Origin of the sequence: Synechococcus sp. CCY 9618 (assembly GCF_019038415.1) — a bacterium.
In the GTDB taxonomy this organism is placed as follows: Bacteria; Cyanobacteriota; Cyanobacteriia; order PCC-6307; family Cyanobiaceae; genus Cyanobium.
The window spans coordinates 14578-33855 of sequence record NZ_JAFKRG010000001.1 but is presented as its reverse complement, the minus strand read 5'-3'; the positions used below and the strand labels follow the sequence as shown (position 1 = coordinate 33855).

General features: G+C 68.8%; 14 protein-coding genes. 9 read left to right on the top strand and 5 right to left on the bottom strand.

Features of this window, described 5'->3' with window-relative positions; translation table 11 throughout:
• Nucleotides 1–452: 452 nt before the first annotated feature.
• Nucleotides 453–2291, bottom strand: coding sequence for a hypothetical protein (locus KUG41_RS00165; RefSeq protein WP_216899875.1), 1839 nt, complete (start codon nucleotides 2289–2291; stop codon nucleotides 453–455).
• A gap of 97 nt (nucleotides 2292–2388) precedes the next feature.
• Here KUG41_RS00165 and KUG41_RS00160 point away from each other — a divergent pair, with 97 nt between their 5' ends.
• From KUG41_RS00160 to KUG41_RS00140, 5 genes are read left to right on the top strand one after another with little or no spacing between them, the layout of a single operon-like run.
• Nucleotides 2389–5316: a glycosyltransferase gene (locus KUG41_RS00160; RefSeq protein ID WP_254216667.1), complete on the top strand. Its 2928-nt coding sequence runs from the start codon at nucleotides 2389–2391 to the stop codon at nucleotides 5314–5316.
• Nucleotides 5313–6143, top strand: coding sequence for a peptidylprolyl isomerase (locus KUG41_RS00155; RefSeq protein ID WP_216899871.1), 831 nt, complete (start codon nucleotides 5313–5315; stop codon nucleotides 6141–6143). Before KUG41_RS00160 ends, KUG41_RS00155 begins: the two co-directional genes overlap by 4 nt.
• Nucleotides 6140–9097: a peptidase domain-containing ABC transporter gene (locus KUG41_RS00150; protein ID WP_216899869.1), complete on the top strand. Its 2958-nt coding sequence runs from the start codon at nucleotides 6140–6142 to the stop codon at nucleotides 9095–9097. The genes KUG41_RS00155 and KUG41_RS00150 overlap by 4 nt, the downstream gene beginning before the upstream one ends.
• On the top strand, nucleotides 9097–10611 hold the full coding sequence (locus KUG41_RS00145) for an HlyD family efflux transporter periplasmic adaptor subunit (RefSeq protein WP_216899867.1): 1515 nt from the start codon (nucleotides 9097–9099) through the stop codon (nucleotides 10609–10611). Before KUG41_RS00150 ends, KUG41_RS00145 begins: the two co-directional genes overlap by 1 nt.
• Nucleotides 10612–10616: 5 nt before the next feature.
• Nucleotides 10617–10883: a hypothetical protein gene (locus tag KUG41_RS00140; protein WP_216899865.1), complete on the top strand. Its 267-nt coding sequence runs from the start codon at nucleotides 10617–10619 to the stop codon at nucleotides 10881–10883.
• Nucleotides 10884–10918: 35 nt separating this feature from the next.
• On the opposite strand, the gene KUG41_RS00135 is transcribed toward KUG41_RS00140, so the two are convergent.
• A complete protein-coding gene (locus tag KUG41_RS00135) occupies nucleotides 10919–11956 on the bottom strand; it encodes a hypothetical protein (protein WP_216899863.1) in 1038 nt (345 codons plus the stop codon).
• A gap of 139 nt (nucleotides 11957–12095) precedes the next feature.
• Between KUG41_RS00135 and KUG41_RS00130 the strand changes: the two genes are divergently transcribed.
• Complete coding sequence (locus KUG41_RS00130; protein WP_216899861.1) at nucleotides 12096–13319, top strand: glycosyltransferase; 1224 nt, start codon at nucleotides 12096–12098, stop codon at nucleotides 13317–13319.
• A 15-nt stretch (nucleotides 13320–13334) separates the two neighbouring features.
• On the opposite strand, the gene KUG41_RS00125 is transcribed toward KUG41_RS00130, so the two are convergent.
• On the bottom strand, nucleotides 13335–14642 hold the full coding sequence (locus KUG41_RS00125) for a tetratricopeptide repeat-containing glycosyltransferase family protein (RefSeq protein ID WP_216899859.1): 1308 nt from the start codon (nucleotides 14640–14642) through the stop codon (nucleotides 13335–13337).
• Nucleotides 14643–14949: 307 nt separating this feature from the next.
• On the opposite strand from KUG41_RS00125, the gene KUG41_RS00120 reads away from it, so the two are divergent.
• Genes KUG41_RS00120 through KUG41_RS00110 form a run of 3 tightly spaced genes read left to right on the top strand, consistent with a single transcriptional unit; the run spans nucleotide 14950 to nucleotide 17944 of the window.
• Nucleotides 14950–15714: a hypothetical protein gene (locus KUG41_RS00120; protein ID WP_216899857.1), complete on the top strand. Its 765-nt coding sequence runs from the start codon at nucleotides 14950–14952 to the stop codon at nucleotides 15712–15714.
• A 17-nt stretch (nucleotides 15715–15731) separates the two neighbouring features.
• Nucleotides 15732–16733, top strand: coding sequence for a hypothetical protein (locus KUG41_RS00115; RefSeq protein WP_216899855.1), 1002 nt, complete (start codon nucleotides 15732–15734; stop codon nucleotides 16731–16733).
• On the top strand, nucleotides 16730–17944 hold the full coding sequence (locus KUG41_RS00110) for a glycosyltransferase family 9 protein (protein WP_216899853.1): 1215 nt from the start codon (nucleotides 16730–16732) through the stop codon (nucleotides 17942–17944). Before KUG41_RS00115 ends, KUG41_RS00110 begins: the two co-directional genes overlap by 4 nt.
• Nucleotides 17945–17965: 21 nt before the next feature.
• On the opposite strand, the gene KUG41_RS00105 is transcribed toward KUG41_RS00110, so the two are convergent.
• Both KUG41_RS00105 and KUG41_RS00100 read right to left on the bottom strand, forming a co-directional pair.
• On the bottom strand, nucleotides 17966–18193 hold the full coding sequence (locus KUG41_RS00105) for a hypothetical protein (protein WP_216899851.1): 228 nt from the start codon (nucleotides 18191–18193) through the stop codon (nucleotides 17966–17968).
• A gap of 63 nt (nucleotides 18194–18256) precedes the next feature.
• Nucleotides 18257–19264, bottom strand: a complete 1008-nt coding sequence (locus KUG41_RS00100) for a DUF368 domain-containing protein (protein ID WP_371733977.1) — start codon at nucleotides 19262–19264, stop codon at nucleotides 18257–18259.
• Nucleotides 19265–19278 lie beyond the last annotated feature (14 nt).

Genomic DNA, 19278 nt, shown 5'->3' with positions numbered 1-19278 from the left:
ATCCGGTCTTCTGTGGAGATGTACGAGAACAGGGGGCCGGTGCGTTCCTGCTGGCCGCGCATTCGCTCAGTGCCGTTAGGCCATTCTCCCGCGGCTGGGCTGGTTTTTCAGCAGCCTCCTAGAGCCTCGTGAACAGGAAAACATAGTGATGGCGACAGTAGCAATGGAGTGGAACACTCACTTCATATACGCACAGGCATGTAGATCTGCCCGTACAGAAACGACCAAAAGGCTATGCGTACACGACAGAGCAATACCAGGAGAAATTTAGAGACAGGTATGAAGATTAAGCTGAGATTTAGCATGACTGAGAGGCCCAAGAGGACTGAGCGAGGCCGACAAGTTGAACGACTGACAAATATTCAGAATGAGGCATATTGGACAAAAGCCTTGAACTACTCACCTGAACATGCAGATGCATCTCTTGCTTTGTAGGAGCTTATGTTTAGCCATCAGGGGCAAGGGGTCGTCAACCAGGCCGCAATCCCGGGCAGTCCACCTGCGATGCCAACCGACATCACCCCATACCGGCTGACCACCGCCTGGGCCAGAGGGAGCCGATAGGCACCGCAATCCGCCAACACCAAAGCGAACGGACGGTCTCGGAAGGCCTGATCCACGGCTTCGATCAAGCCTTCCAGACTCATCTCGAATCCCGCCGCAGGCCGCTGGGGATGGCGGCTGGCCGGAGGGGTCAGGCAGCGCAGACCGAAGGGCTCACCCCGGAACAAACGCCCGGCCAGGTGCGCCTCCCGGATCGCCTCGCCGTGCTCGGACACCACCAGCACCTCCTGGCCTCCCAGGCGCTCCAGCAGCCCCTCCGCGTCGGGGGAGTGACGCAGGGATCCTCCCCCCTCCGCCCCCCAGGGGAGCCACAGCGCCTGGGTGCCGGCCGAGCCGCTCCAGACCTGGGCCTGAAGCAGGGCCTGCAACGCCGGCTGGGCCCAGCGCTGCAGGCTTTCCATCGGGGCGTGGGAACTCGTGTAGAAGCCACCCTGCAACTGGAAGCGCCGCAGCACCTCCAGCGCCTCCGGCAGGGCGGGGAAGGCCTCCACCGCCGCCGCGTTCCAGAAGTCACCGTCGTGATGGCGGCGCCGCAGTTCCCCCAGGGCTTCCTCCACCTGTTCCGGCGACCGGCTCAGATGCCACAGGAGCGCCAGTTCCAGCGGATCCAGCTCCACCATCAGCGCTCCCGTTGCCAAGACCGCGGGTTCGAGCGGCACCAGGCGCTCCCCGAGGGCCTCCTGCCAGGCCGCTGCCGCCGCCCGCAGCACCATCAGGGTGTCCTCCCCCATCGGCAGACCCCGTGCCGCCAGGCCAGCCTGCAGATCCGGTACCGGCTGGCCCGCAGCGGCATGCGGCGGAGCCGAGGCCAGAAACCTCTCGACGGCCAGCACCGCCCCCTCCCCATCCCCATCGAGGAACGGCGCCAGGGAAAGGGTTTGCGGCTCCAGGCCCCCATCCCCGGACTCCAGGATGAGGCGCAGAAGCGGCCTCGCCGGAGGCTCCCCATCGTCCCGGTCCAGCCACTCCGGCTCCACCACCTCGAGCGCCTCCGCCCCGGTGCGGGCCTGCCGGCGAGCGGCCTGCATCAGCTCCAGGCTCAGGCGGGTTCGCAGCAGGGCCGTCTCGAAGGCCTGCCGCTGTTCCTCCGCCACCGGCAACCGCTCCAGCCGTTGCGCAAGAGCCGCCAGGGACGCTTCATCCGGCGTCGCCTGGGTCAGCACGGTCCCGGCCACGGCCTCCATCCCCTCCCGGCAGGCCTGCGCCACCCAGGGCGCCACCGGGTCCTGCAGCTGAGCCAGCCGCAGGAACAGATCCAGGCAGCGCTCCCGGGCCTCGGGACCTTCCTCGCGCCGCTCCTGCCAGGCCAGCGCCCCCCGCTGAACCAGCTGCTGCTCCAGCACCGGCAGCCATTCCGGCGGCGACCAGGGACGGGCCAGGCCACCCTCGAGCATCCCGGCGAGGCGCCAGCAGAGGCTTGCCTCCTGCTGGGGCGACATCAAGACGGCTGTCTCACCCTCCCGGAACAGGGCCCCGTGGGCCAGGGCCACCAGCTGGGCCAGCAGCTCGCCGTATCGGGGCCAGAGGCTGGCCTCCAGCTCCGGCCTCAGGGTCGCCAGCGCGGTCACCGCCGCCGCCAGATCGTCGTGGGCGGCGAGGGCCCCGTCCAGCGCTCCTTCCTCCAGGGACCGCCGCAGCGTGCCCGCAGCCAGTTCTGTCAGCTGTGTCAGCAGCCTCCGATGCACCTCGGCAGGCAGATCCAGCTGTCCGAGCAGACGCAGGGGCAACCGAACCCCCGGCTCACCGCCTGGTGGGTCCATGGCGGAACGAGACAAAGCAGCAGAGCGGCAATAGGGTTCGCCCATCGATTCCAGCATGGCTGCGATGCTCCCTGAGCTGTCCAGCACCCTGTCCGAACTGCGTCGCGGCAGCTTGGTGGGGCAGCTTGAGGGCTGGAGCCAGAGCGGTGGGCTCAGCGGATGGGCCTGCAACTGGCCCCTGCGGCCCTTGGCCGAGCCCCTGAGGCTGCTGCTGATCCTCGAGGACCTGCTGCAACCGGCCCTGCGGCTGACCATCTCCGAACTGACCGCGGACCTGGAGCGGCCCGACCTCCCGGCCGAAGGCATCGATCTTCCCTGTGGCTTCCGCTTCCGATGGGGACCCCAGCATCCCCTGCCCCCCTTCTCCCGCGGGCTGGTTCTGCGGGTGCTCACCGTTGCCGAGGGGGGTCTGGAGCTGGCCGGCAGTCCCCTGCGGCTGGATGCGGCCACCTACGGACAGATCGCCCACCAGCGCCAGTACGGTCCCATCCTGGACGGAGGTCTGACCCAGCTGCGGGCGACAAGCCTGCAGGGCTGGGGCCGGGGCGCGGAAGCCCTTCAGCTCCGTCTCGACGGGGCCGTCCGGCTGTCGGTGGTGCCCCCTGAGCCCCTTCCGGAGGGGCCCTGGCCCTTCGAGGCGGTGCTGCCCACCGACCTCTGCGATGGCGATGTCCACCATCTCCAGCTGGAGACGGTCCCCGGCCGGGTGCTCGACCAGCGCTACGAGCTGGTCCCCTTTCACCTCACCCCCTGGGCCGCCCTGCAGGAGCACGGACGGCCGCCATTTCCCGATCAGCTCTCGCCCCTGGCCAGGGAGCACTACCGCAGCCTGCGCACCTGGCTGGCCTGGGCCGATGCCGACGGCACCCCCCTCCCGGCCGACCTGCCCCTGCTGCAGCGCCTGCTCGAGCAGCCCCTCCGGCGCAGTGAAGGGTCTCCTGCTCCTGCAGGGGACGACGAACCCGGGCCGGGTGGCGTCCGGGGCCCCCGTCAGCCCCTGCGGCTTTCGGTGGCGGCCGACCCCCTGGTCACGATCGTGATCCCGGTGCACAACCAGTACGCGGTCACCCGCCGGGCCCTGGCGGCGATCGCCTATGCCCCCACCCGTATCTCCTACGAGATCGTGGTGGTCGACGACGGCTCCAGCGACGGCACCGCTGACGCCCTGCAGCGGGAGGCCCCTGGAATCCGCCTGATCCGCCATGAAGCGGCCCTCGGCTTCAACCGGGCCTGCCAGACGGGCGCCGCTGCGGCTCGCGGCACCTTTTTGGTGCTGCTCAACAACGACACCGAGCCCTGCGCCATCTGGCTGGAGGAGCTGCTCGACCCCTTCACCCGCTGGCCCGACACCGGGATGGTGGGAGCCCAGCTGATCTACCCCGATGGCAGGCTCCAGGAGGCGGGCGGCATCGTCTGGGGCAACGGTGAACCCTGGAATTACGGCCGCGGCGGCAATCCCCACGACCCACGCTTCGCCTACGGCCGCCAGGTGGATTACGTCAGTGGCGCCGCCCTGGCCATCCGCCTGGACCTCTGGAATGAGCTGGGCGGATTCAGCCCCGAATTCACCCCCGCCTACTTCGAAGACACCGATCTGGCCTTCAAGGTGCGCCAGGCCGGCCATTCGGTGCGCTATGCCGCCCTCGCCAGGGTGATCCACCATGAGGGGATGAGCTGCGGCACCGACACGGCAGCGGCCACCGGCCTCAAGCGTTACCAGGGGATCCATGCTCCGCTGTTCCAGCGCAAGTGGGCCGACGCCTTTGTGGGCCCCACCGAGCCGAGCCACGCCGCCGCCGAAGCGATCAAGGACCGGGGCATCTGCGGCCGCGTCCTCTGCATCGACCAGGAAACCCCGCGGCCCGACCGCGATGCCGGCAGCCATGCCGCCCTTGTCGAGATGGACCTGCTCCAGGCCCTCGGATGGAAGGTCACCCTCCTGCCGCTCAACCTCGCCTGGCTCGGCAGCTACAGCGAAGACCTCCAGCGCCGTGGTGTCGAGCTGATCCATGCCCCCTTCGTGCTTTCCCTTGAGCAGTTCCTGTCGGAGCGGGGGCGGGAGTTCGAACTGATTTATCTCACCCGATACACCGTCGCCTCCCAGGCACTGCCCCTGATCCGTCGCCATGCTCCGCAGGCCCGGCTGCTGTTCTGCAATGCCGATCTGCACCATCTGCGCCAGCTGCGAGCCGCCCGGGCCGAGGGCCTCGAGGGTGAAGCGGCCCGCCGGGCGCTTGAAGCGGTCGAGCAGGTGAAGCGCCAGGAGCTGGCGGTGATGCGCGAGGTGCACCTCACCTTCAGTTATTCGGATGTGGAGAGGGCCGTGATCGAGGCCGAAACCCTCGGCGAGGCCGCCACCGCCCCCTGCCCCTGGGTGGTGCAGGGGCCCGTAGCGCCTGCCCCCCTTGAGGGGCGCAGCGGCCTCGCCTTCCTCGGCAGCTACGGCCACCCCCCCAACCGCGATGGTGTGGAGGCTTTTCTGCAACAGGTCTGGCCCGACCTGCACCGCCAGCGACCCCAGCTGCGGCTCCACCTGTACGGCAGTGGCCTGACCCCTGAACTGGCCAGCCGCTGGGGCGGCGAGCCGGGGGTGGTCCCCGCAGGCTGGGTGGCCGATCCCGCCGAGGTGTACGCCCGCCATCGCGTCTTCCTGGCTCCCCTGCGCTCCGGCGCCGGCCTCAAGGGAAAAGTGGTCGCCGCCGCCGCCCATGGGATCCCCCAGGTGCTCAGCCCCCTGGCGGCCGAAGCCACCGGTCTGCGCCATGGGCAGGAAGTTCTCATCGCCGGCAGTCCCGGGGAGTGGCGCGACGCCGTCCTGCATCTGGACAGCGACGATCGAGCCTGGAGCGCCATGGCCGCGGCCGCCTTCGCCTACGCCCGTGGCACCTGGAGCCGCGAGCGCGGCCTCGCCCTGATGGCGGATGCCCTCGACCGTCTGCAGCTGCCCCATGGCCACCCCCGACGGCGCCAGGCCCGGGAGGAGACCCCATGACCGCCCAGCGCCAGGCCCTGCCCGAGCCGCTCTCGGGGCTCCGCGAGCCGGCGGTGGTGGAACTTCCCCCCGGGCGCCCCTGGATGGCGATCTCGGAGCTGAACCGGCTGATCCGCCAGCAGGGCCAGGCCCGTGCCCTGGCCCGCGCCTGGGTGCTGGATCAGCTGGTTCGCGCCATCCCCCTTCCGGCCGGCGAGGAGAAGGATCTGATGGGGACCTTCCTCCAGCGCCGCGGGGTCAACGCCGATGAGCAGGTACCCGCCTGGCTTGCCAGCCGCGGCCTGACCTTCGAGGATCTCCGCATCCTGGCCACCCAGGAGCAGCGACTGCAGCGCCTCTGCCGGCGACGCTGGGGCGCGGAAGTGGAGGTGCGCTTCCTGCAGCGCAAACCCGCCCTCGACCAGGTGGTGTACTCCCTGCTGCGCCTCGAGAGCGAGGAGCTCGCCGCCGAACTTCACCAGCAGATCGCGGAGGGGGAAGCCGATTTCCCCGAGCTGGCGCCGCTTCACTCCAGTGGCCCCGAGCGCCACAGCCGCGGCCAGATCGGCCCTGTATCCCTGGCCGCCGGTCACCAGACCCTGGTGGGCCGGCTGCGTCGGGGGCGGCAGGGCGAGTTGTTCGACCCTTTTCAGGCCGGCGCCAGCTGGGTGGTGCTGCGGCTCGAACAGTTGCTGCCCGCCTCCCTGGACGAGGCCAACAGGAACCTCATGCTGCGCGAGCTTTTCAACACATGGCTCGAGCAGCGGGTGGACACCCTGCTGGAGGGCCAGCCCCTGCCGGCCCTCGACGCCATGCTCGCCCTTCTGGAGGAGGACGGGAACCCATGACCTCCTCGCCCCGGGCCCTGAGCGGCCTGCTCAAGGACTTCACCCCCTTCGACCGGCTTCCCTCTGCCCGGATCGAAGCCATCGACGCCCTGCTGGAGCCGCGTCGATTCCGCATCGGCCAGACGGTGCTGCGCCCGGATGTGATGCCCGATGGCGTGCTGCTGCTCTGCAGCGGCCAGCTGCGCAGCCTCGGACCCAGCCCCAGCGGCCGTGGCCTGCGCACCATCGAGAGACTCGCCCCAGGCGCCCTCGCAGGCTGGGCCGGCCTGCTGCGTCGCGATCCCTGCGAGCACCTGCGGGCCACCACCGAAGTGGAGGCGCTGGAGCTCCCGACCGCCGCCTTCCGCGAACTGCTGACGGGCCATCCCGAATTCGGCGCCTGGTTCGCCAACCAGCCCAGCCCGGCCGAGCTCCACGCCGTGCTGCTGGCCCTGGCCCGGCGTGATCCCCTCGGCGAAGCCCTGCTCGACGACTGGCCGGTGCCCCCCGAGCAGGTGCGGCTGCGCAGCCTGCTGCCGGGGGCGCCCCCGGAGATGGGCCTGCCGCCAGGCTTCCGCTGGTTCGCCAGCAGCGGCCTGCCCCTGGCCGAACCCTGGACTCCACGCCCGCTGCGGCCCATCGGACCCGATGCTCCCTGGCTGCGGCTGGTCGGCCTGGCGATCCCCCGTGACGCCGAAGCACCGATCACCCTCGGCGCCGATCCCCTCACTCCCGCCGTCCTCGCCGGGGTGGCGGCTCCCGCCACTGTCTACGCCGCCAGCCTCGAACCACCGCCCCGACGCAGCGGAGATGGCGGCGGGCGGCTCGCCCTCCCCCGGGCCAGCGGGCCCCGGGCGGTGCCGATCGCCGTCTGTCAGTCCCTGGCCGACTACTTCGGCCTGCCCCTCAACCGCGATGCCCTCGCCGACCAGGTGGATGCGATCCTGCAGCGACAGGACAGCCTCAACCTGGTCAACATCGGCCAGATCATGGACACCCTTGGTCTGCGGGTGGTGCTGACCCGCGTGCCGGCCAGTCGTCTGGCCCGGGTGCCCGCCCCGGCGCTGCTCCTCCAGAACGGCCACTTCGGCCTGCTCGACGGCGTCGAGCCCGATGGCCGCGCCCGGCTGCTGGAGGCCGAGATCGGTGCCCTGCTGGTGCCGGCCGAGGAGCTCATCACCCATGAGGGAGGGATGGTGGAGCTGCTCCTCTTCGATCGCAAGGCCGATGCCAAGCAACGGCGTTTCGACTGGAGCTGGTACGCCCCCTTCCTCAACCAGCACCGCCGTGAACTGATCGAGGTGCTGGTGGCTTCAGTGGTGATCAACACCCTCAGGGTGGTCTTTCCTCTCGGCCTGCTCGTCCTGCTCCAGAGCGTGCTGGCCAGCCGCAACCTCGGCGCCCTCGCAGGCATCGCCTCCGTGATGCTGCTCGCCACCCTTCTGGAAAGCGTCTTCCGCACCCTGCGCAGCTTCGTGTTCACCGATCTGGCCAACCGGATCGACCAGGACGCCAAAGCCACCATTCTCGACCAGCTGGTGCGCCTGCCCCAGGGCTTCTTCGACTCCCGGCCGGTGGGGCAGATCACCTTTTACTTCTCCCAGCTCGACCGCCTGCGCGATTTCCTGCTCGGCAAGACCCTGCCCACCCTGGTGGACTTCGTCTTCAGCCTCCTCTACCTGGCGATCCTGTTCGCCATCAGTCCCCTGCTCACCCTGGTCACCCTGGCGACCCTGCCTCTGATCCTGGTGGTGGCCCTGGTGAGCAACCCCCTGGTGCGCGGCCAGATCCATCGCACCATGGCCCAGGGCGTGCGGGCCGCCAGTTTCCTCACGGAAGCCATCACCGGCATCCAGACGATCAAATCCCAGAACGCCGAGCTCAAGACCCGCTGGGAATTCCAGGACCGCTACGCGGCCTACATCGGCGAAGACTTCAAACTCAAGGTGACCCGCGAGGCGATCGCCAACCTCTCCACGTTCCTCAGCAACGCCGGCCAGCTGGTGGTCATCGCCGTGGCGATCTGGCTGATCTTCCAGGGCAAGCTCAGCATCGGCGCCCTGTTCGCCTTCCGCATCCTCTCCGGCTACATCAACCAGCCTCTGGTGCAGCTGGTGAGCACCTGGCAGGACTTCCAGTTCAACACCCAGGCCCTGCGCATGGTGGCCGATGTGGTGGATCGCACCACCGAGCAACCCCAGGAGCAGGCTGGCAACATCCCCCTGCCCCCCCTCCAGGGCCGGGTGCAGTTCATCGATGTGGCCTTCCGCTTCCGCGACCAGGGGCCCCTGGTGCTTGACGGGGTGAATCTGGAGATCGCCGCCGGTTCCTTCGTGGGTCTGGTGGGCGGCTCCGGCAGCGGCAAGTCCACCCTGCTGAAGCTGCTGTCCAGGTTCTACCCGCCCGAGCGCGGCAGCGTGCTGATCGACGGCCTCGACATCGGCAAGGTGGAGCTGTATTCCCTGCGCCGCCAGATCGGTGTGGTGCCGCAGGATTCGCTCCTCTTCGACGGCACCATCCGGGACAACCTGCTGATGGTGAAGCCCGATGCCAGCGCCACCGAGATGGTCCGCGCCGCCCGCATCGCCTGTGCCCACGACTTCATCATGCAGATGCCCCAGGGCTACAACTCCAGCGTCGGCGAACGGGGCGCCGGCCTGTCCGGCGGCCAGCGCCAGCGCCTCGCCCTGGCCCGGGCCGTGCTTCAGAACCCCCGCATGCTGATCCTCGATGAGGCCACGAGCGCCCTCGATGCCACCACCGAACGCCAGGTCTGCATCAACCTGTTCGAGGCTTTCCGAGGCCGGACCGTCTTCTTCATCACCCATCGCCTCACCACCGTCCAGCCCGCCGACCTGATCGTGCTGATGGACCAGGGGGCGGTGATGGAGCAGGGCAACCACCGCCAGCTGATGCAGCTGCGCGGCTGGTACTACGCCCTGTACCGCAGCCAGAACCAGGAGGGACTCAGCTGATGGCCTCCCCGCCCCGCTCCTCCGATCCAGCCTCCCGGCTCGTGGCCTTCCTGGAGGACGGCGTCGGCTGGCTGCGCTCGCCCCGGGCCCACCGCCGTCACGGCGTGGCCGCCGTCCGCGTCGATCTGGTGGGCCGGGCATCCGGTCCCCCGGCCACCCCGTCGCCGACGCCCTCAGCCGACCCCGGTTCTGCCGCGGCCGGCGACCATCCCTTCGGAGGCGACCTGGCAGGCAACGGTTCCGACCGAGCACGCGACTGGTCGTTCAGCGAAACGGTGGTGCTTCGCAAGAGCCGCCGCAGTTCCAGCCTGCTGCTCTGGGCCGGGGTGGGTGGCGTGGCGGCCCTCGGCCTCTGGAGCGTCACCGCGCCCATCGCCGAAACCATCCCCGTGCCCGGCAAGCTTGAGCCCTCGAGCACCGTCAAGGACGTGGATTCCCCGGTGCCCGGCGTGGTGGAAGAGGTGCTGGTGAAGGAGGGCCAGGAGGTCAGGAAAGGCCAGCCCCTGATCCGCTTCGACCTGCGCGAGCCCCGCAGCAAGCTGGCCGCCGCCGAGAGCATCCGCGAGCGCCTGCTCAACGAGAACCGGGTCGCCCGCGCCACCCTCGGCGAGGAGGCCGCCACCGCCGGCCTCACAGCCAACCAGCTCAGCCAGCTGCGCGACCGCGCCCGGGAGCTCAACAGCCGCCTCGATGCGGCCCGCGAGGAACTGGCCAAGAGCACCACCCGCCTGGCCGGCTACCGCGAATCCCTGCGCATCTACACCGACATCGAAGGCCGCTACCAGTCCCTGGTCCGCGACGGCGCCGTCAGCGAGGTGCAGCTGCTCGAGGCCCGCAACAAGATGCAGGACCTGCGCACCAGCGTGGCCGAGGAGGAGCGCGAGATCGCCCGGCTCCGCTCCCAGCTGGTCAACACCGGCTCCGGCACCGATGTGGAACTGCGCAGCACCATCGAGGCCAACCTGCGCCAGATCAGCGACCTCGACGCCCAGATCCGCCAGGCCCGCCAGCAGATCCAGTACGGCGTGCTCACCGCCCCCAGCGACGGCGTGGTGTTCGACATCGTGCCCGGCGCCGGCAGCGTGGTGGGCGCCAACGAAGCCAACCCCCTGCTCAAGGTGGTGCCCCAGGACTCCCTGCGGGCCAAGGTCTACCTGCCCAACAAGGCCATCGGCTTCGTGCAGGTGGGCCAGACCGCCGACATCTCCATCGAGACCTTCCCCGCCAACGACTTCGGCTACGTACCGGCCCGGGTGGAGCGCATCGGCTCCGATGCCCTCACCCCAGAGGAGCAGACGAAGGTCCTCGGCACCCAGGCCGAAGGCCTCCACTTCCCGGTGATCCTGCAGCTCGATCGCCAGAACATCCCCCTGCCCAACGCCAGCACGGTGCCCCTCCAGGCCGGCATGGCCCTCACCGCTGACATCAAGCTGCGCGAGCGGCGTGTGATCAGCCTGCTCACCGGCCTGTTCGAGGACCAGCGGCGCAATCTCCAGCGCCTGCGGGCCCACTGAGCGCCATGCCCCGGGGTGACTGGTGGCGCTTCGTGCCGGCGCAGGAACGGCGCCGGCGGCGCTTCAAGGCCTGGCGCCTGCGCTGCAGGGAGCGCCTGCTGCGGCGCCCGGTGGGCATCGGCCTGGCCTTTGCGACCTATGGACTGGGGCTGCTCTGGCTGCTGAGCCAACTGCCGCCCGTGGTGGGCCTGCTCGCCCTGGCCCCCATGGTGCTGCTGCCCCTGCTCGGCTACCTCACCTACTGGCTGCTGTGGAAGGAGTTCCACGAATGAGTGACCCGGCCGCAGACAGGCCGGGGCCCGAGCGCTCAGGCCTTCACATACAGCGTCGGCAGGGTCCCCAGCAGCCACTGGGGCATGAACTGTTCGCCGCCGGCGAATTCGATCTTTCCCGGGGGGAAGAAGGGCAGCACTGCCAGAACCACCTGGAGCGCCTTGGGTCGGGTCATGTTGCGGACGTAGCGGGCCAGATCCAGCCGCAGCTGGCGGTCCTGGTCCGCCAGCGGCACGGCCACATAGCCGCTGCGCAACAACTTGCGGTAGGCCTCCCCGAAGGGTGCATCAAACAGGACCTTGACCTGTTCATCAGGGGTGTCCAGCCAGATCTGACCGATCTGACGGCGGAAGCTCGCCAGCTCCTGGAGAATGTCCGCATCGGTGGGATCGATCTCAAAGAGGTTCACCAGGCCGCTCAGGCGAGTGAGGAACTCCTCGCTAGCCGTGAGTTGCAGGGCCTGCTCACCGGTGTGGGAGGCCAGACGCGGAAGCCCCGGCAACGCCGCCTCGAGGGCCGGACCGGCGGCCGGATCCACGATCCGTTCGGCCCGGTGACCCACAGGTGCCAAGGCCTTCCGCACCGTGATGCTGGGCTGACGCAACCGCGGCAGCAGTTCAGGCTCAAACAGACTCGCGTAGTCCTCCAGGAGCCAACTCGGAACGTTCTTGTCGCAGTGGCGCACCTTCATCTTGCCCCGGCGGAAATAGGGCATCACCGCCAACAGGAGATTAGCCGTCTCCGGGCGCTCCAGACCAGAGAAAAGTCGCTGGCAGAGCAGGTCCTTCCATGTCTCCTCATCACGCAGAAGAGACTGGGCAGACAGATCTGTGGTGATCAGAGTCCGGTAGCACTGACCGATCTCTGATGCATAAAGAAACTCCAGGGAATCGATCGGTGCGTTCAACCAGAACTGTGACAGGCACTGGCGGGCGAGACGCGCTTCCGCCAGCCGTGCGGCGGAAGGATCAGCGGCGTAGTCGCGAAAGATCGTGCTCAGCCGCGCCGCTGACCAGGGGGTGATCCGGGGCCGATGCGACAGGTCGATCGTCGGCTGACCAGGATCACTCACCAGGGTTTCAAGGCCGATACCATCATTCTCCCCTTTTCTTTCACTCCAGCTCACCGTATCGCGGCGCCCAAACAAGCGACTCATGAGCGACATAGCGCAGGGAAACTGACATCGAAGCTGATTGTAATAGCGTTGCCGGATGGAACTGTTGCTGATCCATCAGAATCACCCTGGCCAGTTTCGTGATCTGACTCCCGCCCTCGAACGCCTCGGCCATCGCGTCCTTGGCCTCGGAGCCTCCCCCCGGGCCACCGCCGCCGGCAGCCCCCGGCTGCACTACGACTGGAGCCCCCCGAAGCTGGCCGACGACCTGCTCGATCCGGTGCTGGAAACCAGCCTGCGGCGCGCCCAGCAGGTGCTGGAACGGTGCCTGCAGCTGCGGCAGCAGGGCTATGTCCCCGATGCCGTGCTCGCCCACAGCGGCTGGGGAGAAGCCCTGCATCTGGCGGATGTCTGGCCCGAAGCGGTCCTGATCGCCTACCCCGAGCTCCATGCCGCTCCCCGGCTGCTGGGCTACGGCTTCGACGCCGATCTGGGGGCCCCTCCCCCGGCGCTGCGAGCCCAGTGGCGACGACGCAATCTGATGGGGCTGGCGGCGATCGCCGAAGCCGATGCCTGCGTGGTGCCCACCCTCTTCCAGCGCGACACCTTCCCGGCCCATCTGCGCGGACGCTTTCACGTTCTCCATGAGGGCATCGCCCTGCCGCCGCTCCCGACACCGGGCTCCGCTGGTCAGGCGTTCCAGCTGCCATCGGGGCCCACCCTCCGAAAAGGCGATCCGGTGATCACCTTCGCCAGCCGCAACCTCGAACCCCTGCGAGGCTTCCGCACCCTGCTTCGCTCCCTGCCGGAGGTGCTGACCGCCCGACCGGACGCCAGGGTGGTGATCGTCGGCGGCAACGGCACGGGCTATGGCGCTCCATCGGCCCACCGTGACGGCCATCGGGGAGAACTGCTGGCCCTGCTGGGCCATCGCCTGCCCCTGGAGCGCCTCCATTTCCTGCCGCCCCTGACCCACCGGGACCTGCTGAGCCTCTTCCGGATCAGCGCCGCCCACGTGTACCTCACCTATCCCTACGCCCTGTCCTGGAGCCTGCTGGAGGCGATGGCCTGCGGCGCCCTGGTGGTGGGCTCCGACAACCCTCCCGTCAGCGAAGTGATCCGGCACGGCCACAACGGGTTGCTCGTGCCGTTCAACCAGCCCGATCGGCTGGCCGCCTGGCTCACAGCCGTGCTGGCCGACCCGATGGCGTTCGCCCCCATGGCCGAAGCGGGTCGGGCCACCATCGCCGCCCGCTATGAGGTCAACCGCGCCGCCAGGACCTATGAAGGTCTGATTCGCAGCCTGCGGGTGCTGCGCTGACTGGCGGTGCAGCGCTCAGCGGCGACGGAACCGCTGCGTCAGGGCCAGCAGCACGGCTTCCACCACGGGAGACCAGTCCCGCTCAGGGCGCTGGCGAAACAGCCGCAGACTGGGGTACCAGGGGCTGTCGTCCCGCTCCCGCAGCCAGCGGGGATCGGCGCTGAAGGGAAGCAGCACCCAGGCGGGATGGCCCATGGCGCCGGCCAGATGGGCCATGGCCGTGTCCACCGTGATCAGCAGATCGGTTGTGGCGAGCACCCGTGCGGTGGCCAGCAGATCTCCGTGCGGCTCGATCTCATCGGCCACAAGCGGCTTCAACGGCAGCGCCATCTCCCGGTCCTCGCCCTGCTGGAGCAGCACGGGCTCGGCGCCGAGAGCCACCACGCCCTCCACCAGACGCTGCAGCGCCGGAGCAGGGAGGCTGCGCTTGCGGTACTCCCGCAGGGTGAAGCCAGTGGAGAGCTTGCGGCCACTGGCCCAGGTGAGGCCGATCCGTGGGCGCCGACCGTCCCCATCCCCCGGATCCGCCGCCGCCCCCCCCAGCCCGCGCAGATAGGTGCCGCGACCATCCGGACCGGGGGGCTGGGGGCAGGGGGCACCACCCAGGACCGCCGGCAGCGACAGGAGACTCACCACACCGTCCCCGGTGCTCCCCTCAGGCCTGGTGCGGACGGCAGGGGGGGTGGGGAGCCAGGCCAGTCCCTCCTGCAGCAGGGCCACCAGGGTCTGCTCCACCTCCAGCACCACCGACTGTCCGCGGCTCGCCGCGTGGTGCTGAAGGGAGGGAATCCAGCGCAGGTACTGGAGCCCATCGCCCAGTCCCTGCTCGCTCCGGACGCGCAGCAGCGCTGCACCGGCCAGGACGGCTGCCACCCCACCATTGGGAGACGGCCCCGCGCCGGGAAGCTCGAAACGACGTTCAGCGAGGGCGAAGGCCTCGTCGTAGGCCTCCAGGCCGATCAGCAGAGAGGCGTGGTTGCAGGCCACCTCGGGGGAATCCAAAAGGGTGCGGCTGGCCCGGAAAGCCCGGTCTGCCGCCTCGAAGCGATTGAGATCCCGCAGACAGTTGCCCACCCCCATCAGAGGGGCCGGGCTTTCCGATGCCAGGAAGGAGGCGCGCTGGTAGAGCACCAGGGCCTCCTCCGGCTGGTCCGAAAGCCAGAGGGCGTTGGCAGCGCGCAGAGCCAGCTCGGCACTCTCAGGGTGGGTCTCAACAGCGTCCAGATAGACGCAGGCGGCCTCACGCCACTCGTTTGAGTGCTCCGCCCCTCGGGCTTCCGCCAGCAGCAGGCGGAGTTCCGGGTCGGCGGGAAGCTCGGGCATGGAACCCATCCTGAACGGAGCACCACAGCCAAGCAGCGGCCCGGGAGGGCACCGACGCCTTAAGAGTTGCCGTGAAAGTCCCTCAAGCCTTAACGAATCCCTTTTGAACCAGGAGAAAGTCGGCCCCCTTTGAGCCCAGACAGCGTCGATCATTAAGCCTGGCCCAACAAGTCTGTGAATTGGCAATCACAAAATGAATGAATGCTGATTCTTGAAGGATATCGCAGGAAAATGATGCGTAGGCGACAAGATGCAGCCAAGTCGCCGAACTACTCTGCGCACACATCAGCTCACCTAAGGCCTTCCCATGGCTCCATCAGCGACCCTTTCGATATTTGTCCCAGAAGTTGGTGAGACGGTCTTCCAGGACGCTGGTAAAGGCGCCAAGGTATTCACAACCAATAACGGCACCTTCATCCAGAGCGGGATCATCCCCGGGCCGAAGGGCAGCATCAACAATCTGGACATCAAGGGCCCCACTTCCGGCGATACCAAGACGACGATCAGCGGCAAGACCAATGACGTCTCCTACGTCGGCAACAGTGACGCCAATGCCGTCAACCTCTTCGGGAAGTCCACTGATCTGACCCTGGATCTCAAGGAAGGCAACGACCAGCTGCTGTCCACGAATGTGGTGGATGGATTCGTTTCCCTCGGGGAAGGCGACAACAAGGTCATTTCCGGACCGGTCAAGGATTCGTTCCTCACCTCGGGCAGTGGTGCCGACGAGGTCATCATCCTCGGCAATACCACTTCCACCACCTTCGCCACGGGCGGAGGAGACGACACCCTGCTCTTCGGCGGAGCCGTCAAGAACGTCAACATCGCCGCTGGTCAGGGGGCTGACGAGATCAGTTTCTACGACAAGGTCCAAAAAACCAGGATCGATCTGGGAGGGGACTCCGACATCGACACGGTCTTCATCAGTGCAAAGACCGATCTTGGCAAGGGTGTCGTCATCACAGGGGCCGGCAACGGGGATCGGCTGGTCATCGGTGGAGAGGAGTACGTCTACAACGCCGACAACAGCGCGTTCATCTCCAGCACCAACGACTCCGTCACCTTCGGCTGATCTCCCTGCTGCCAGCCGTGGTCGCATTGGATCAGCACCGCTTCGCCCGCAACTACATCACCTGTATCGAGACGAGGGACCTGACTGCGGCCAGGTCCCTTCTTTTTCTATGGGTGAGGGCCTACTTCGCCACCCTGCCTGTGGCCCCCAGTCGCCGGCAACTCACCAATCCCGACCTCTGGGGCTGTCTGGCCCAGTACGCCGCCCTCAGTGGCGATCCCACCCCCGTGGACGATTTCTGGGACCGGCTGGACGCCATCCTTCCCCACACCTCCAGCCCCACCGGCATCCCCCTGCTGGGGATTCCAATCCTCAATCGGCCCGATCTGCTGGTCAGGCTGCTCGACAGCCTTGACCAGCCCGTCGAGACGTTGGCGATCGTCGACAACAGCATCGACAGCGGCCTGGCCGACGCCGGTGCGCTCTCCCATCTGCTGGTCCAGCTCGAGCACGAGCCCCCCGCCGGCATCGGCCGGGTGCGGGTGGCCCGCCCCTTCGCCAACCAGGGCGTCGCGGCCAGCTGGAACGCCATTCTCACCGCCTTCCCCGAGGCGCCCTTCGCCCTTCTGGTCAACAACGATGTGGTCTTCGCCCCAGGGGTGCTGGCCCGCGTGATCGCCACCGTCGACCCCGCCCGGCCCCAGTTCCTGCCGCTGCAGCCCGCGCCCCAGGAGTTCTCCGCCTTCGCCATCACCCCCGCAGCCTGGAACCGGGTGGGCCTGTTCGACGCCAACTTCCACCCGGCCTACTGCGAGGACCTCGACTACACCGAGCGCCTGCGGGCCTGCGACGCCGTCGAATGGATCACCCTGGAAGCCCTCCAGAGCCTCCAGCAGCAGGCCAATCCCAGCGCCAGCGCCACCATCGCCAGCGACCCGCGCCTGGCGGCCTGCAACCGCACCACCTACCTGCTCAACTGCCTCTGGCTCCACAGCCGGCGCCGCCTGGAGAATCCCCACCCCGGCACCTGGATGCGCCGCTGGCTCAGCCAGTGGCAGCTCGAGCCCGTCGGCCCATGAGCCTGCCCCTGCTGCAGCCCGATCCATCCGTCGATCGGCAGGGCCATGGCAACCGAAGCCTGCTGATGCGGCGCTTTCGGAACGATCCCCTTGGACATCGCCCGCAGATCGTGGTGCTCGGCGCCGCCAAGCTGGGTAACTACGTGGTGCTCCAACCCCTGCTGCGGGGCCTGCGCCACAAGTACCCCAGCGCCCGGCTCACCTACGTGGGCAGCCGGCGCACCCGCGAGCTGGAGCGCCTCAACCCCTGGATCGACGCCAGCCTTCCCCTGGCGGAGCTGGGGCCGGCCGCCCTGCCGGCCCTGGAGCAGTGGCAACAGGGCCAGGCTCCTGGGGGCCAGGCGGTGGATCTGGTGATCAACGCCGATGGCCACGCCCCCCACACCATCGCCTGGGTCCGGTCCCTGGCACCCCGCTTCGTGGTGGGGGCGGCACCGATCCCCACCGGCGACCATCCCCTCCATGCCCTCGCTGTGGATCCCCACTGGGCCAGCCCCCACCTTGTGGAGCGCTACCGCGGCTGGATCGGCAGCAACAGCATCCGCGAGCTCCACTGCCGCGTGGCCTGGATCGACACCGACTACGAGCGGGTGGACCTTCCCGCTCTGCCGCCACCGGCCGGACTGCCACCGGTGCTGATCGCGGTGAGCGGCGAACGCCCCGCCAAACTGTGGCCCCTGGAGAGCTGGCTGGCGCTGCTCAAGCGTCTCTGCCGGGAGCTGGGTCTGCCGGCGAGGTCCATCGGCCTGATCGGCGGTCCGCCCCCCGCTGAACCCCGACATCCAGGAGACCGGCTGGAGCGCGATCTGCTGACCCGCTCCGGCATCCGGGATCTGCGCGGTCAGCTTCCCCTGCCGGCCCTGGTCGGCGCCCTGGCACGCAGCCGCCTGTGCATCGCCGTGGATTCCGGCCCCCTGCACCTGGCTGCGGCTGCAGGCTGCCCCACCGTGGCCCTGTTCGGTACCGACGTCGAAGGTATCGGTGCCAGCCCCCGTGACCTCTGGGCCCCCCGGGCCGAGCACGTCTGGATCGGCAACAGCGGCCACCACTGCAGCGGCTGCTTCCAGGCCCACTATCGCAACCCCGTCTGTCCGCTGGAGTGGCACGCCTGCATGGACGGCCTCCCGCCTGAAGCGGTGTGGCCCCTGGTGCATCAGGCGTGGCAACGGTCTGCGCCGCTGGCGGGCCCACAGCCGGTCGGCGCCATCTGAATACGATCATGCCCGCCGTCCTCAGGGGCCCGGTGTCCGCCCGGCCATCAGCTTCTCGAGCTTGCGGATCCTCTCCAGGGTGCTCTGCCACACCTCCAGCTGAAAAGCGCGATCCCGGTCCCCCGCCGCCACCGCCTCACGGCAGCCCCCCACCAGGGCGTCCAGATCCTCCCGGCGCTCAAAGGCGTCCCACAGCTGGCGCTCGATCCGGGCCCGTTCGATGAAGTTCCAGCGCTGCAGCCACGACATGACAGGGGATCGTTGTGGCACCAGTTAAGCCAGGGTGCCCGGCCGTCGCGCCGGGGTGCCCGTTCAGCCGCCCATCTCCTCCACCCCCACCCGGTGCTGCAGCTGCTCGATGCCCACCACCAGGGCGATGCCCGCGGCGGCCAGAACAGCCGCCACCACCAGACTGCCGGCGTCGGGGGGGGGCGCCAGGGCATCCCGCAGCACGATCAGCTTGCCCTTGGCGTTGCGGGTGGATTCGATCACCGTGCGGAACGGCCAGATCTTCCACAGGGAGCCGGCCATGAAACCCACCAGCAGGGCCACCACCTGGCCGTGATAGCGGTGCAGCAGCCAGCGCAGCAGCCGCACGAAGCTGATCAGGCCGATGGCGCAGCCGGCGGCGAAGGGCAGCAGGATCGGCAGATCGAAGGCCTTCACCCCCTCCATCACGTACTGGTACTGGCCCAGCACCAGGAGCAGGAAGGAGCCGGAGATGCCCGGCAGGATCATCGCCATGATCGCCACCGCCCCGCTCCAGAACAGGGTGAAGGGGTCGTGGGGCATGGTCACCGGCGCCTGGGTGACCAGCAGCAGGGCCAGCACCACCCCCGCCGCCATCGCCACCAGCCCCTGGGCACCCCAGTGGGCATGGCGGGCGATCAGCAGGATGGCCCCCAGGATCAGGCCGAAGAAGAAGGCGAACAGGAACACCGGATGTGCGGCGTAGAGCCAGGTGATCGGCCGCACCATCACCAGCACCGACACCGCCAGCCCCGCCACCAGCGGCAGCAGGAAACCGAGGTGGATCCGCGCCGCCGCCGCCTGCCACTGGCCCCGGCGCAGCAGGGCCAGCAGGCCCAGGTCGAAGCCGGCGATGGCCTCCAGCAGCTCGCCGTAGATGCCCAGGATGAACGCCATGCTGCCGCCGGACACCCCCGGCACCACGTCCGCCGTGCCCATCGCCAGACCGCAGGCCACCACATAGGGCAGCGAGAAACCACCGGCCTTCGCCGCCGCCGGTGCGGCGGGGGACGCTGAATCAGGCAGGCCGTCGGCCATGGCGAGGGAGGAGATGGGACACTGGATCGCCACGAACCTTACGGGGA